The organism is Rothia sp. HMSC065B04, from assembly GCF_001812285.1.
GTDB classification, from domain to species: Bacteria; Actinomycetota; Actinomycetes; order Actinomycetales; family Micrococcaceae; genus Rothia; species Rothia mucilaginosa.
In genome coordinates this window covers 75,015-90,436 of sequence record NZ_KV808406.1, presented here as the reverse complement: position 1 = coordinate 90,436, position 15,422 = coordinate 75,015, and the positions used below count along the sequence as shown (strand labels likewise).

The following is a 15,422-nucleotide window of genomic DNA, read 5'->3' as shown; positions in this document are numbered from 1 at the left end:
AATAAGAGGTGCCACGCAGAAGCTCAGAAGAGCTACGCGAGCGGTGAATTACGCCTTACGGCGGTACACCACACCCTGATGCGCCCGCAGCGTGAAGCTCGACGGTACCGGGCGGTTTGCCGCATCCACCAGGCCGGAAGGAACCTTCACGGTCACATCCTTCGAGCCGGTGTTCAGGGCAGCCCAACCGTGCGTGAAGGCACGAGTCTGAGCGGTCTTCTGAGCGATAATGCCGCCGACCGGATCGCCCAGGTCGTAGGAAAGCTCCGGGGCGTGCGGGATCTCGTCGTAGGCGTCGTGGTGGGTTGCGCTGATGCCGGTGAAGGCGCCTCCACCAAACACCCAGAAGCCCGCCAAACCGTACAGGAAGTTCTCATCCGTACCGGTAATAGCAGCTTTGCGGTCGCTGAGCGGGGTACGCAGAATCGTCACCTTCTTCTGCGAGGCGGCGCTACGGCCACCCAGACCCGCAAAAGTAGTACCCAGGTTCACGTCGCCCGCCGAGCCGTTCGCAATCTCACGACCCTGCATCACGGCGTACGGCGAAGACAGGTAGTCGTTCGGACCCCAGCCGAGCCACACCTCCTCAAAGCCGCCACCGTAGGCGCTGTGACGCTCCCACTTGCCGTAACGCAGACGAGACTCAGCAATATTGGGCACCAGAATCTTGCCGATTTTATTCAGCTCAATACCGGCGTACGCGACCAGAAAATCCAGGTGCTCACGGATCTTCGTCATGGACTCCACACCCTGGATGGGCAAGTTCAGGTCGTAGTAGTCGTTCTCGATGTCGTTATCCGCCATGACCCCGTCGAAGGGTGAGTTACGCATTTCGCGCACCACAGCGTCCACCCACTGCCAACGGTAGTCGGCGTTCCACACCTGCATCTGGAAGTGCTTGGGGTAGCCCTTCCATTCGATACGGTCACCGTTGAGGCGGTGGGCGAAGAAATCCTTACCGGAGTTCGCCATCGATTGCGCCAGCGGGTAAGACACACCCGAAGAATAGATCGGGCCGGGCTCATAAGAGCGGGTGGAAGACAGGCACTTGTACGCCAGCACCACCATTTGAGGTGCACGCTTCTTCAGGTAGCGTGCCGCGTCCAGTTCCCAGGGCTGCAGGATTGCGACAGAGTAGTTCTTGACCGCAAAATCGAGCTGCTGCTGGGTAATGGGCTTACCGCCGTAGCGGACCCAGGCACCAAATTTGCCGGGTCCGCCCAAGCGGGTGAGTTTATTCGCCATCGTACTCCGGGTCGAATTCGGGGGCGCGAGGGGGCAGCTTGCCCAGCTCGCGGTAGATCGTGTTGTAGCGGTCCATGACCAGTCGCAGCTGGAAGAAGCTGACGATACGGTCGTAGGCGTTCACACAGTAGCGTTCGTAGATGCTGGGCTCCTCCATGAGGGTGCGCAGCGCCGCCGCGAAGCCGTGAATATCGCCGGGGATGGTCAAGATACCGCAGTTACCGATTTCGTGGCCGTCGGGGGCGACCAGCACATCGTCGATGAGCTGGGACATACCGCCCACGTCGGTGCTGACCAGCGGGATGGACGCAGCCATCGCCTCGAGCGCCACAATCGGCTGACCCTCATTGTAGCTGGGCATGAGCAGCAGGTCGAAGCGGTCGAGCATCGCACGCACGTTCACGGTGCCGTGGAAGGTGATGTACTCACCCATGTTGAGCTCTTCGATGGTGCGCAGGCACAGTTCGTAGTACTCGGGCAGGTGGTCCTTGGGGCCGAGCACGTCCAGGTGGAAGTTCACCAGACCCTGATCGCGCAGCACCGCGAGGGAGCGAATCAGGTCGGTCAGGCCCTTAATAGGCACCACGCGGGCGATGAACACGAAGCGCCACACGTGGCCGCGGCCCTCAGCGAGGATGCGGGCACGCGCCGCCTGGCGGGCGTAGTAGGCTTCCGCCACGGACTCGATGAGCATACCGTTAGGCAGAATGATCGCGCGGTCCTTCTCGCCCTCGTTCATCTGGTCGATGGGCGCGCCAATACCGCGTGCCTCTTCCAGAGCCTTGGGGTACAGGTAGGTTGCCATGTCAGCGCTGGGGTAACAGAAGCGTCCCATTTCGACGAACCAGACGGACCAGGCACGCTCGTCGAGGGTGACCGGGCCCAGGCCGGGGTGCTCACGCTCCTCGTTGAGGAAGGCGTAGTCGGTGGTAACGGGCTTCGCCATGTTGCGTTCGAGCTTGGTGTTCACGGTGTCGCGAATGTACAGGTTGTGCTCGGTCAGCAGGAAGCTGGTGCCGTGGTCACGTGCGGCTGCGGCGGCGATGAGTGCCGCGTAGCCGGTGGTGTGGGCGTGGTAGACGCGGGCGTGCGGCATCCGCTCGTGCAGGATCGCAAAGAGGATGGAGACGAAGTCGCGCACCTTCCAGAAGAGCTCACCGAAGGGCACCTCGGAGAAGAAGCCCAGGCCCGCAATCGCCTGCATGAACTCGCGGGTTCCGAAGAGGCCGAAGAGGTTGTAGCTGCGGGTTGCGGGGTTGATGCCCTCGTCGTAGAGCTTCCAGAGGGGGTTCACGTCGCCTGCAATGAGGGCGCTGAATCCGTCCATGAGGCGCTGGGTGAGCGCCTGACGCTCCGCAAAGTTCATGCGCAGTGCGGAGGGGTCGCAGGCTTCCGCGAAGGCGTCGCGGTTGACTTCCAGGCTCAGGTACAGCACCTTGACCCACTTGACGTTCTCGGGCATGCCGTAGAGGTCTTCGTGGGGGGAGTTCTTATCCCAGGCGATGTGAATAATGCCGTAGGTCAGATCCGGGTTTTCGCAGACGATATCGTGCACCACCGCGGACACCCCACCCTTGAGGTAGGGGTAGGTGGATTCCATGATGATGGCGACGTCAACGTCCGGGTATTCGGGGTCGCTGTAGTGGGGGCCGGGAGCCGGAAGCTGCAGCGGCGCGTAGTGGTTTCGGTACATCTGTTCAGTCATTGTCGTGTGTATCTTTCGCGGACCGTGCGGTTCTTACCAGGCGAGGGCTCGACGCCAGAAGAGGGAGTACTCGGGTGCAGCCCACGCCTGACGGTAGACGCGGTAGCATGCGAAGGCGAGCACTGTCTCGCCCACGATGATGGGCAGGTAGCCGGTCTCGTTGGGCAGAATCATGAAGGAGATGAAGAGCAGCACCAGGTGCGCTGCGGAGAGCAGCTGCACGGTGACGTACATGGTCATGTACTCGATCTGGTAAATCAGCAGTGCCACTGCAACGAAGAGGAACGCCACGACCAGGCCGGAGAGCGCCAGCGGGTAGGACTGCGGCAGGAAGATGAACATCAGGATGCCGGTGACGATAGCACTGGCGATGTAAATCAGCAGGGAGTTGCGGATAGCGTGGTTGGAGGTGCGCAGAGCCTTCGAAGACTCCGCCTGAACGCCCTTGTAGGGCAGGCGGTCGAAGATGGTCCACAAGTGCTGGATGCTTGCGTTGACGCGGTCTGCTTCCACCACGAAGAAGTAGTTGTAGGCGATAACGCAGGGGATCAGGCTCAGGTAGATTGCCACGACGTTGATTTCACCGCCGGTGACCAGGAAGAGCATGTACTTATCGGCCCAGATGATGGAGCCGGTGAAGAAGCCGCGCAGGGCGTCGAGCGCAATGTCCTTGAGCGGGATGCGCGCGAAGTGCAGCAGGTGCACCAGGTCCTTACCGAGGCTCACCAGCAGGATGAGCGAACCAACCAGCGGCGGCAGGAACCAGATGACGGGGTAGCAGTACAAGGCAAGAGTGTAGCCAAGCCACGCGATGAACCAGATGATGCGGTTCTTCGCGAGGTTCGGGATGACCAGCAGCTGCGCGAACGCAATGTTGAGAACGCCCAGGACGAAGAACGCACCGAATGCAGTCGGGCTCCAGTGAAGAACGAGGGCGACCGGAATTGCGAAGAGCAGCACCAGCGGCATGGTCATGAAGAAGAGGTAGAGCCAGTTGCGGGTGAACGCGGTCAGGTCGGTAATGTCCTGGAACTGCGGCTCGGACATGCGTGCGCGTACGGCTCGTGCTTCGGCACGCTTGAGCTGGTGCTCAAGGGTTTCAGCGTGAATACGTAGACCTTCGCGGGCATCCGCAATCTTCTTGTGCTCCATCTGGATAGCACGGTAAAGGGGCAGGCAGGCCGCCTGGCTGAGCCAAGGAACGGTAATGGACGCCGCCAGAATCACCTGGATCAGGGGTACACCATCGAGGTTGTACCGGTTAATGGTCGGGGTGACCATGGGGAAGACGGTGGTCAGCAGGGCGACCGGAGAGACGTAAAGCAGAAAGTTAATGAGGAGGCGCCATGCGCTGTTGCTTTTTTCCTCAGTACCGTGGTTGGTAGACAATCTTGCAGACTTTCAGTCAATAATCGTAAAGATTAGGGGCAGTGTGTTTGAACAGCACCGTGTGACGCGCCAGGGGAAAGAGTCGTCGTACCGAGAAGTGCCGGGTCCCCATGGCTTGCGCTGATGCCGCCGTGAATCAATATACGGCATATATCAACTAAAACCTTTGGTTTCCTTAACCCTCTACTTGATATTTGGAGGGATTTAGGACACACCCACATAATGTGCATCACATAAGAGTGCAAAACACCTAGTGAGAGCAATATTCTATGCAATATACGCGGGGTGCAACAACCCTGATTTGGGTGCTCCACGCGAGGTGATGACGCACTGGCACACCGGCACAAGGTTCACCCGACCAAAGATCCCCCGCACTACCTGTGCACGCACCATGTGTCCCTGCGCAAAAGCATCCCGGCCCCTCTGATTGGAGGGAACCGGGATGCTCTATGCGGCGACCCGTAAGGGTCTTAGCTGATTAGGATGCGCTCGAGAGAGTACGCAGTGCCACAGACACTACAGCCAAGCGCGGGTGACCGGATGCGTCGGGAGCAGCTTCGCGAATCTCCTGCAGGATGCGGTCGATGTTACCCACGCGGGTCGGGTGCTCTTCAATCCAGGTAGCCAGTGCCTTCTGCGCACCGTCCACGGTGGAGAAGTCCCCCTTCGCGCCCTCTGCCACAGACAGTGCCAGACCTGCAGCGGTCTCGTAGAGGCTGCCGCGCAGTGCCTGACGTGCCAGGATCTCCCAGCGGTCGCTGCGGGGCAGGTCGGAGATGAGGCCGAGCAGCTCGTCCACCTTGAAGCGGTCGTAGGTTGCGAAGTAGACCGGTGCCAGCGAGGTTGCCTCGAAGTCGTGGTCGCGTGCCGAACGGATGACGTCCAGCAGGGCGTAGCCCTCGAAACCGCGGATCCAGATGACGATGAGTTCCTCGGGCAGGCCCCATGCCTCGCCTGCGTCGCGCTTTGCACGAACACGCTCGCGGGAGGTGCCGGAGAGGTACTCGGGCAGGTTGTGGCGCATCTCGACGACGGAGCCGAAGATCTCCAGCAGCTCAGAGATGCTGGTGCCAGCAACCACGCCACGCTCGGTGATGAACCAGCGGACAGCACGATCCAGAACGCGCTGGTTGTCGCGCAGAACGGTGAACCATGCATCCAGCGGGGTCTTCGGGGGCAGTTCGCGGTGCAACTTAGCTGCGGTGCCCAGCTCGAAGAGCTCACGAGCGACGATGAAGGCGCGTGCGACGGAATCGATACCGACGTTGAACTCCTCCATCACGCGGTATGCGAAGGTGATACCGCCGATGTTGACCAGCTCGTTAGCGACGCGGGTGCAGATGATTTCCTTACGCAGCGGGTGCGAGTCCAGGTGCTGACCGAAACGCTCAACCAGTGCTGCCGGGAAGTAGCTGCGCAGAACGCCTTCCAGGTAGGGGTCGTCCGCGAAGTCGGTCTGCTCCAGTGCGTGGGTGAGGTAAATCTTCACGTACGCAGCCAGGACGGACAGCTCGGGGCGGGTCAGGCGGTCGCCGGTGGTCTCCAGACGCTCGTCCAGCTCCTCGTCGGTGGGCAGGAACTCGACGGCGCGGTTCAGGCCGGCGTGCTCTTCCAGGTCGTGCATGAGGCGCTTGTACAGGTTGGTGCCCAGGAAGGAGCCGTGGAACTCACCCTGCAGCAGAACGTTCTGCTCAACGTTGGTCTCGAGGACCTTGCCGCCGACCTCGTCCTGCAGGGACTCGATGAAGGAAGCACGCTCTTCGCTGGACAGCTCGCCGTGTGCCACGAGGCGGTCCACCAGAATCTTGATGTTGACCTCGCGGTCACTGGTTTCCACACCTGCGGAGTTGTCGATTGCGTCGGTGTTGAGGATGACGCCGTTGAGCGCAGCCTCAATACGACCCAGCTGGGTGAAGCCGAGGTTACCGCCCTCGCCAACAATCTTGGCGCGCAGGTCCTTACCGTTGACGCGCAGTGCATCGTTAGCCTTGTCGCCAACCTGTGCGTTGGTCTCGGTGGATGCCTTCACGTAGGTACCGATACCGCCGTTGTAAATCAGGTCGACCGGTGCCTTGAGGATTGCGGAAATCAGCTCGGTCGGTGCCAGCTCGGTAACGGACTCATCCAGGCCCAGAACCTCGCGCACCTCGGGGGTAATCTCGATGGACTTCAGACCGCGAGAGTACACGCCACCACCGGCGGAAATCAGGTCGCGGTTGTAGTCCTGCCAGGAGGAACGGGGCAGGTTGTACAGGCGCTGACGCTCGTCGAAGGACACTGCCGCGTTCGGGTTCGGGTCCAGGAAGATGTCGCGGTGGTCGAATGCTGCGACCAGGCGGGTTGCCTTGGAGCGGAGCAGACCGTTACCGAACACGTCACCGGACATGTCGCCAATGCCGACTGCGGTGAACTCTTCGGTCTGAGCGTCGTGGCCGAGCTCAGCGAAGTGACGCTTGACGGACTCCCATGCACCACGTGCGGTGATGCCCATAGCCTTGTGGTCGTAACCGACGGAGCCGCCGGATGCGAAGGCGTCGCCCAGCCAGAAGCCGCGCTCCAGACTGATTGCGTTTGCGGTGTCGGAGAATGCTGCGGTGCCCTTATCCGCTGCAACCACCAGGTAGTAGTCGTCAGCGTCGCGTGCTACAACACCTTCGGGGCGGACAACGGTCTCGGAGCCGTCGGTGCCAACTGCGAGGTTGTCGGTAACGTCCAGCAGGGAGCCGATGAAGACCTTGTAGGACTCGCGGCCCTCGGTGATCCATGCGTCACGATCCACTGCGGGGTCGGGCAGCTGCTTGGGGTAGAAGCCACCCTTCGCGCCGGTGGGGATAATGACGGCGTTCTTCACCATCTGTGCCTTGACCAGGCCCAGAACCTCGGTGCGGAAGTCGTCACGGCGGTCCGACCAGCGCAGGCCACCACGTGCGACGCTACCGAAGCGCAGGTGAACACCCTCAACGCGCGGGGAGTAGACGAAAATCTCGAACTTGGGGCGGGGCAGGGGTGCGAAGTCGATCTCCTGCGGTGCCACCTTGAACGCGAGTGCGGGGCGGTCAGCAAGGTATGCGTTGGTGCGCAGGATAGCGCGGATGACCTTGCCGAGGGAACGCAGGTAGCGGTCAGCGTCCAGGGTGGGAATCTGGTTCAGTTCCTCAACCAGGGCTGCTTCGATTTCGTCACGGCGTGCGTTGCGCTGCTCATCGTTGAGACCGTTGTTCGGGTCGAAGCTGACCTCGAAGAACTCGACCAGGTGCTTGGTGATGGCCGGGTTTGCGAGCAGGGTGTTCGACATGAAGGACGGGGTGTAGCCCAGGCCCAGCTGAATCAGGTAGTGGTTCAGGGCACGGAACAGACGTACTTCCTGCCAGGTCAGGCCCTCAGCCAGGATCAGGCGGTCCAGGGTATCGGACTCGCGCTCACCGAGCAGGTAGGCGTTCAGGGCATCCTCGTACAGGGAAGCCACAGCGTTTGCGTCCACGCCCTCGGGGAATTCAACTCCGAAGTCGTAGAGGTAACCGTAGTCTTCGCCATCCTCAGGCTTGAACTCGTAGGGCTTCTGATCAACAACGACCAGGCCCATATTCTGCATAACCGGCAGAAGCTCGGTGAGGGTGTGAGGTGCGGACAGGTAGGTCTTCAGTCGGGTGGTGTTGGCTTCGCCGGCTTCAACCTTGATTGCGGCGGGCTTCTGGCCCGAGAGAGATTCAAGAATCACGATATCCTCGATTGCTTGTTCTACTGTGTAATCGGCTCGGTAGGCTGCACTAGTCGCATCTGCCCAGGCTGATGCGAGTCGGCGGCCTTCCGCTCCGGGTTTCCATGCCTCAATAGCAGCTGCGGTTGCTTCCACCCAGGAGCGGGCGGCTTCTTGCAGTCGCTTTTCGAGAGCTTGATGATCCGTCTTCGGCACATCGTTGGGGTTGGTGAGCCGAATGCGGAAAAATAGACGCGCCAACGATGAGGAGGACAGGTACACCTCATGGTCGATGGCACTAAGATCAAATTCCTGTTGGAACACCCGCTGGATACGGGAGCACACGTTCGTGTTGTAACGATCCCGAGGCAGGTACACCACGGCGGAAATAAACCGGTTGAACCGGTCAGCGCGCAGGAACAGGCGGGTCTTGCGGCGCTCCTCCAGGCCCATGATGCCGCCGAACGTATCGGTCAGATCATTAGCGGAAGCGTGCAGCAGCTCCAGGCGCGGGTAATCCTCCAAGGCACCCAGAAGCGCCTTGTCAGAGTAAGAACCGGGGTGGTAGCCGAGGCGGCGGCGTACCATCGCGATACGCTCACGCACCAGCGGAGTCTCAATGGCGGGCAGTGCGTACGACTGACGGGTGAACAGACCCAGAATGACGTACTCACCAATCACGCGACCGTTCAGGTCGAAGCGGCGCACACCAATGTAGTCCAGGTAGTCGTTCCGTGCGACGGTGGAGCGGGAATTCGCCTTCGTGATGTACAGGGGGCGCGGGAATAGGGCACGCTCCAAGGTCTCGCCCGAAAGGGGGATGCGGCTCTTACCCTCCGTAGTGCGCAGAATACCGAGCGCCGAACCGGGGCGGTCCACCAGAGAAATAGCGCCGGAGGTGCCATCCAGCACGCGCTCCTTAACGCCCATGAACACGAAGTTACCGCGGGTCAGCCAGCGCAGGAAGTCCTGTGCCACCTCCACACGGGAGGCAGGCTCCACACCGCGCGGGTTGGCGGCGTAGGATTCCTCGCCGTGACCCAGGGTTGCGCCGCGCAGGTCGTACATGGACTGCGCCAGGTCGAAAACGCGGGTGACCATGGCATCCAGGTCGGTGTGGCAGGCGCGAACGTCAGCGAGGACGCGTTCAACTTCCTTCTCGCAGCGGCGCTGCTCTTCCTCAGTGAGGTAGCGGGTCAGGCGAACCGCAATCCAGGATTCAATAGCGACAGTGGTACCCGCCGGGGCGTTCTCGCTGAGCTTGAGGGAGGGCACGCCAAGAGTGGCGGTATCGCCACTGGCGAGGTTGCCGCGCATGCCGGTGCCGCGCAGGCTCAGAAGGGTACCGTCCGGGCCGCGTTCAGCGAGGAAGGTGGGGTGAAGAATGGTGACGAAACCACCAAAGTGCGTGGCAAGGCATGCGGTCAGGGAGCTGACGATGTGCGGCATGTCGTCGGTCGCGACGTACAGGGTGGTGTTGTACTCGTCATTGCGTGCGGCAACGACAGGGGTCTTGGGCAGGCGGATTTGAGCTAGCGCACGGTGGGTGCGAGCCAAATCCTCTAACTCTGCCGGGGTGAACTCTTCACGCTCATCTTCGGGGCTGTTCAGGAAATACTGCTCGACCCATGCATCGGCGCCAGCGAAGTGTGCCATAGCCTTGTCAGTCATTGACAATCTATCCTCCGAATATCGGTATCACTTCACTGTGACGGTGTCTGTGTGGTCTCATGTGCGCACCGTGGCGCGCGAGCACTTATACCAAGCTTATACCTTCGAGGTGTTTCTGTCAGACATATCGCTCTTGTGGGCGTAGAAATTATTTTTATCTTCTTCCCAAATCCAGCGCGCATTTGGTACGGGTTCAAGAAAGTAGGTGCATCTTGAGGGGTGGACACGTACAGTGAAACTATGAGTTTGCGTACTGAATCTTTCCTGGTGGGTCTCATTGGTGACGGCATCACCTCCTCCCTGACCCCTCCCATGCATGAGGCGGAGGCGGACGCGCACGGGGTGCGCTACCTGTACCGCCCTGTCGACCTGGACGCCCTGAACCTGGATGGCGCCTCCGCACCGGCGCTTCTGGATGCTGCGGCACTGCTCGGCTTTAACGCTTTCAATATCACGCACCCGTGCAAGCAGTCGGTCATGGAGCACCTGCACGAGCTTTCGGATGCGGCACGCGCCCTGGGTGCGGTCAATTGCGTGGTGATTGGTGAGGACGGCAGCTTCTACGGCGATAACACGGACTACTCCGGGTTCATTGCGGGATTGAAGCGCGGCCTGCCGCAGGTGGCGGAGGATCCGGCGCGCCTGGAGCACGTGGCGCAGTTGGGTGCTGGCGGTGCCGGTAGCGCCACGGCGTACGCGCTGTGCCGCCTGGGGGTGCGCCGCCTGAGTCTCTTTGAGCGTGACGCGGCGAAGGCGCAGGGGCTTGCGGAGCAGCTGGGCGGGCTCTTCCCACAGACCCGGATCGAGGTGCTGAGCGACGATGAGCACTTGGTTGAAGCTCTACTGGAGGCTCAGGGTTTGGTGAACGCAACCCCGGTGGGTATGCACGTGCATCCGGGTATGCCGTTGAGCGAGTCGGCATTGAGCGCCGGGGTGTTGCGTGAGGGCCTGTGGGTTGCGGATGTCATCTACCTGCCGCAACAGACGCAGCTGGTGCGCGCGGCGCGTGCCGCCGGGTGCGAGGTGCTGACGGGCGGCTACATGGCGGTGGGTCAGGCGGTGGATGCGTTCCGTCTCTTCACCGGGCTGGAACCGAACGCTGAGCGTATGGCGGCGCATTTTGAGACGCTGATTGCGGCTCAGCAGGGGGCTTAGAAGGTTAAACACGCAGGTGGGGCTGGATAGCTAACTATCCAGCCCCACCTGTATTTATTCTATATTCGGAATATATTCTGTGGGCTATGCATCCAGCTCAGCCAGGGACTTCTTGTACCCTTCACGAGCCGTCAACGCACCCAACGCCACGAGCACGCACATGGCGACCGTGAACACGGCGGGCAGCACCGCGTTATGCAGGTCGGCACCGGCGAGGCTCGTCGCCACGGCGGGCGCCACGCCTCCAGAAATTGCGAAGCCAATCTGGGTACCCAGCGCCAGGCCGGTCACGCGCACGCGGGTCGGGAACATCTCCGCGTAGAAGGCGGGCCACACGCCGTTCGCCATGGAGTACAGCGCACCGTGCATGAGCACGCCGTAGGTGAAGATACCCACCCAGTTACCCTCGGTGATCGCCCCGAGATACGGGAACATCACCAGGGACGAAGCAACCGCACCGGTAATGAACACGGGCTTACGACCGATCCGGTCGGCAAGCATGGCGGCGAGCGGAATCGCAATCAGACCGAGGGTGTTGGAGGCGACCGGCACCAGCAGCATCGTGCTGCGGTCAAGGCCGTAACCCTTGGTGGCGAAGGAAAGCGCGAAGGTCGTGAAGACCATGTTCACAGTGTTGACCATGGCGCACACGGCGATAGTGAGCACGGCGCGCTTGTGGTGCTTGAAGACCAGCATGAGCGGGGATTCGGTGAGCTTTTCACGCTGCAGGTAGGCGGGCGGTTCGGAGAGCGTGCGGCGAATCAGCCAGGCGGTCACCACCACGAAGGCGGAGAGCCAGAAGGGTACGCGCCAGCCCCAGCTGAGCAGGTGCTCGTCCGGCAGGGCGGCGAAGGGAATGAACACGGCGGTTGCCAGTAGCGAGCCGAACTGGGTGCCTTGCAGGGTCCAGCTGGTCGTGAAGGCGCGCTGATGCTCGTTGGCGTGCTCCAGGGAGATGGAGATGGAGCTTGCCTGCTCACCGGCGGCGGAGAGGCCCTGAATCATGCGGCAGATGACCAGCAGGGTGGGGGCGAGGATACCTGCCTCGCTGTAGGTCGGCAGGCAACCGATTGCGAAGGTGGCAAAGCCCATCAGGAAGAGCGTGAGCATCAGGACGAATCGGCGGCCGTAACGGTCACCGAGGGGTCCAACGATCATGGCGCCGAAGGGGCGCACAACGTAGGCGACGCCCACAACCACCATGGATTTGAGGATACCGATGGCGGCGGTGTCTTCGGGGAAGAAGATGCGGTTGAGCACGATAGCCGCGGCGGTGCCGTAGACGGCGAAGTCGTAGTATTCGAGGGCGGAGCCTATCCAGCTGGCGAGGGCGGCTCGTCGTGGTGATCGGGCGGGCGCGTCGGTGCGTCGGCTCATGGGTGGCTCCTTCGGTAATATACCCGTTGGGAGGGGCGGGGCCGCGGTGTAGGCGGCCTGTGCGGTCTGTCAATGTGCCCTTCCAGTGTAGGGAGCACCCCACCCATTTTCCATAGGGTTACCTAAGTTCCCAAGGTTTGAAGTAGGTAGAAACACGGAGACCGAGTGAACAATAAAGAAATTTGTAATTTCAAAAATACGCGACAGGACTTTCGCATCCCAACTCACGTAAAGTGAATATCACCTCGGCAGGAGTGTGCCTACCGAGCAGTCACGCCGACCAAGATAAAGCTGGTCGGCGTTTTTAGTGTCCAATTCATTTGCGGTAGCCCCGAACTATGAACTTCCCGGGAGGTTCATAGTGCGGGGCTACCGCCTTTCCGAAAGGATTTTATTATGTCCAAGATTGATCAGGCGATTGCATGGATGGAGCAGCGTAAGGGCAAGGTGACCTATTCGATGGATTATCGAACTGGCCCGCATTCTTACGATTGTTCTTCGGCTGTCTATTCGGCCCTGCATGAGGCGGGACTTCTTCCGAAGAGTACGGGACTTGGTAGTACAGAGTCTCTCTTTAATGATTTGGAGAAGTACGGCTGGACTCAGGTTCGACCGGATGCATCGGGTAATTACCCGGCACGACGTGGCGACGTGTTTATTTGGGGTCGCCGTGGATACACCAACGGTGCAGCTGGCCACACCGGCATTTTCTATGATGACCACGACACGATTATCCATTGCAACGCTGGCCATAATGGTATTTCTATCAATCCGCACGACACGATTTGGTCGTACAACGGTGGTCCCGCAATCACGATTTATCGTCCCCCGGCAGAAGTAAACGAAGAAGAGGTTATCTATCGCGCAACGAAGAATGCGATGAATGCAATTTTTGATGAGCCTTTTGTTCGCCAGGGCGACCTCGCTAAGGCTCGCTATGGCAATGCCACTGTCGGCTTGCGCGGTGTCATCCATTGGTTTGATACTTCTATGATCCGTCTGGAGACCAGCCTGAAGGAGCTGGAGAATGCAATCCGAGCTCTCTAATGCATAGAGCCTCATAGATATATAACTATCAAAACTTGTTTTGGGTAGGGTCCATGGACCCTACCCAAAACAAGTTAAATTCTCATATATAACACACTCAACCACCAGCATACTTTCACTTTGTGAATCATTTTAGTAAAAATAAACTTCTAAGAGTTGAATTTCAATTAAATACAAAAAATATTTATTAAATATTACCCCCCCCCCTCGATGAATATTAAAAGCTAATTTACGTCTTTTATAAACATCGGATTAATCTTCTGCTAGGTCTTGATTCCAAGGAGGACTCATGAAGTACCCATCCCGGCTATGCAAAGGATGCCACGAGCCGACAGACACATATCGTGCTGGTTGCCGCACATGCCAAGCACGGCATAGGGCGATACGCCTCCACAAGAATCCCCGCATATCATCGGGACAACCTATTTGTCCTAGATGTTGGAGAACCGCTGGCATCTCCCTTCCAGCCAGTAGTATCCAACCTGAAAATTACGGACAACGCATCGCAATAGAGAATCAGTGGAATCCCATCTATTCCATCTGCCGTGCATGTATCCATGCGCCAGAGGGTACCGTCCCTCTTGATTCACCGCGGGTCTATCTTCCTGTCAACCCTCGAGCTCGACGAACTTCAAAGCAGCGAATTTACCCTTCGCGAGCAAATCCGGTTCTTTTTCTTGAGCTTTCTCATTGCACGCGTTGTGAGAAGCCGATAGATGCGGGTTCTCGACGTGCTGGGCATCCCTTATGCCGCAAGCACTACCGGCAACTGAAGCGACAGAATGCGCCCCAGGATACTGAAGCTCCAATCGGCAAGAAGGGCGGACAGGATGAATGGGCCGTTCATGATACTGGCTTAGCGTCATTCCTACGCGCACGGAGAAAACGCCTGTCACACGCTTCAGCTTCGCTGCCAAGAAGCAGAAGCAAGGCAACTCTTTGTAGAGCCAACACTATGGTTCACACACCTTCCGCACTGTAGCGGATATCAATAATTCACTCATTTAGCAGAGAGGCTACATCATATGGCTACCATTTCGTCTGGCGAGCAACTGCAGCAGCATCTAATCGCTCTAACTGTGGGCACGCCAGTGAAGGACGCAGACCGTCGATGTCTGCACCGCCCAAAGTTCCGTATTCCACGTCATCAGGCGTTATTGGATGAGTTGGCAGATTATATAGCGGGCGGTTCACGTACCGGAGGAGCATCCAGCACCAGTCGCTTTGGATGTCGTATGCCCATTTCTGCTAATGCGCTACAAGTTCAGGAGTCTATTCGTTCCGTTGTTATGGGCTCATTCCCAGGTGCATCGCTGAAAAATCAGGTTTCTGCGTGGATTCGCAATCACTTACATCAGGAACTTCATGATGAGGCGTTGGCAATAACGACTAGTTGGATTCGGGCCATTGTTGCGTTGCGCCATCCCATCCATGACTTGCAGGGATTTTGCCCTAACTGCGGGGAGCAGGAAGTCACGAAAACAAGCTGCGACAGCTCAACATCAATACGCAAATCTGCACTGTATTACACCGCTGAACGAGCATCTTGTCGTTCATGCTCTGCTATGTGGGAAGGGTTAGAAGGCATGAAGGCCTTAGCCCTGCTACTTCATAGCCAGGACTAATATCGTCCACCATTATGCTTCTGCCTGTGAACATAGGTAACCAATCCAAGTAGGATTACACCATTTTCCCGGGCAGATAAAACTACCGCATGAAGCTGTTATTTCACTGCTGTAGTTCACCCCGTCGGGTTTATCCCGGCGGGGTTTTGTGTTAAACCGCGGCTACCATAGCCGCCTAACCGCCAAGGAGATTATCATGGCACCTATTTCTGAAAACACTGCATACCAGGCAGCTCATCGAGCTCTGACCGATGTGTATGATGCGCCTTTTGTGCGTGAAGGCGACCCTGCCGTACAGCGCTTCGGCCAGGCAAAAGTCAGCACTCGAGCTATCGTGGAATGGTTCGATGAGAATATGCTACGTCTTCACAAGCAAATTGCAGATTTGGAGAACCTCGTGAAGTCGAAGCGTCGTGCTTAGGCATCGTCCGGGGTGGCGTAAGCAACTCTATGCAGTGATTCCAGCAGCCACTGCTGTTCTACAAACCTACGGCATTCTATCGCAGGAGCA

The 15,422-nt window shown here is 59.1% G+C and carries 9 protein-coding genes; 4 read left to right on the top strand and 5 right to left on the bottom strand.

The window, feature by feature from the left end; all coding sequences use genetic code 11:
* Nucleotides 1-48: 48 nt before the first annotated feature.
* The 4 genes from HMPREF2845_RS00445 to HMPREF2845_RS00430 form a co-directional block, all read right to left on the bottom strand.
* Nucleotides 49-1,245, bottom strand: coding sequence for a putative glycoside hydrolase family 15 protein (locus tag HMPREF2845_RS00445; RefSeq protein WP_070633579.1), 1,197 nt, complete (start codon nt 1,243-1,245; stop codon nt 49-51).
* A complete protein-coding gene (pelF, locus tag HMPREF2845_RS00440) occupies nt 1,235-2,950 on the bottom strand; it encodes a GT4 family glycosyltransferase PelF (RefSeq protein ID WP_070599560.1) in 1,716 nt (571 codons plus the stop codon). Before pelF ends, HMPREF2845_RS00445 begins: the two co-directional genes overlap by 11 nt.
* Before the next feature lie 33 nt (nt 2,951-2,983).
* Nucleotides 2,984-4,339 carry a hypothetical protein gene (locus tag HMPREF2845_RS00435; protein ID WP_070507430.1) on the bottom strand — a complete coding sequence of 452 codons (1,356 nt, stop codon included), beginning with the start codon at nt 4,337-4,339 and terminating at the stop codon, nt 2,984-2,986.
* Nucleotides 4,340-4,817: 478 nt separating this feature from the next.
* Nucleotides 4,818-9,707, bottom strand: coding sequence for an NAD-glutamate dehydrogenase (locus tag HMPREF2845_RS00430; RefSeq protein WP_070633576.1), 4,890 nt, complete (start codon nt 9,705-9,707; stop codon nt 4,818-4,820).
* Between the two features lie 240 nt (nt 9,708-9,947).
* Between HMPREF2845_RS00430 and HMPREF2845_RS00425 the strand changes: the two genes are divergently transcribed.
* On the top strand, nt 9,948-10,862 hold the full coding sequence (locus HMPREF2845_RS00425; RefSeq protein ID WP_049357568.1) for a shikimate dehydrogenase: 915 nt from the start codon (nt 9,948-9,950) through the stop codon (nt 10,860-10,862).
* A gap of 84 nt (nt 10,863-10,946) precedes the next feature.
* On the opposite strand, the gene HMPREF2845_RS00420 is transcribed toward HMPREF2845_RS00425, so the two are convergent.
* On the bottom strand, nt 10,947-12,239 hold the full coding sequence (locus tag HMPREF2845_RS00420; RefSeq protein WP_049357512.1) for an MFS transporter: 1,293 nt from the start codon (nt 12,237-12,239) through the stop codon (nt 10,947-10,949).
* 396 nt (nt 12,240-12,635) lie between these two features.
* On the opposite strand from HMPREF2845_RS00420, the gene HMPREF2845_RS00415 reads away from it, so the two are divergent.
* The 3 genes from HMPREF2845_RS00415 to HMPREF2845_RS00410 all read left to right on the top strand — a co-directional run bounded on the left by HMPREF2845_RS00415 (nt 12,636) and on the right by HMPREF2845_RS00410 (nt 15,332).
* Nucleotides 12,636-13,286 carry a peptidoglycan amidohydrolase family protein gene (locus HMPREF2845_RS00415; protein WP_005504199.1) on the top strand — a complete coding sequence of 217 codons (651 nt, stop codon included), beginning with the start codon at nt 12,636-12,638 and terminating at the stop codon, nt 13,284-13,286.
* 1,025 nt (nt 13,287-14,311) lie between these two features.
* Nucleotides 14,312-14,911 (top strand): hypothetical protein, encoded by a 600-nt coding sequence (locus tag HMPREF2845_RS09180; protein ID WP_005504196.1) that lies wholly within the window; start codon nt 14,312-14,314, stop codon nt 14,909-14,911.
* A 196-nt stretch (nt 14,912-15,107) separates the two neighbouring features.
* Complete coding sequence (locus HMPREF2845_RS00410) at nt 15,108-15,332, top strand: hypothetical protein (protein ID WP_005504194.1); 225 nt, start codon at nt 15,108-15,110, stop codon at nt 15,330-15,332.
* The last annotated feature ends 90 nt before the right edge of the window (nt 15,333-15,422 follow it).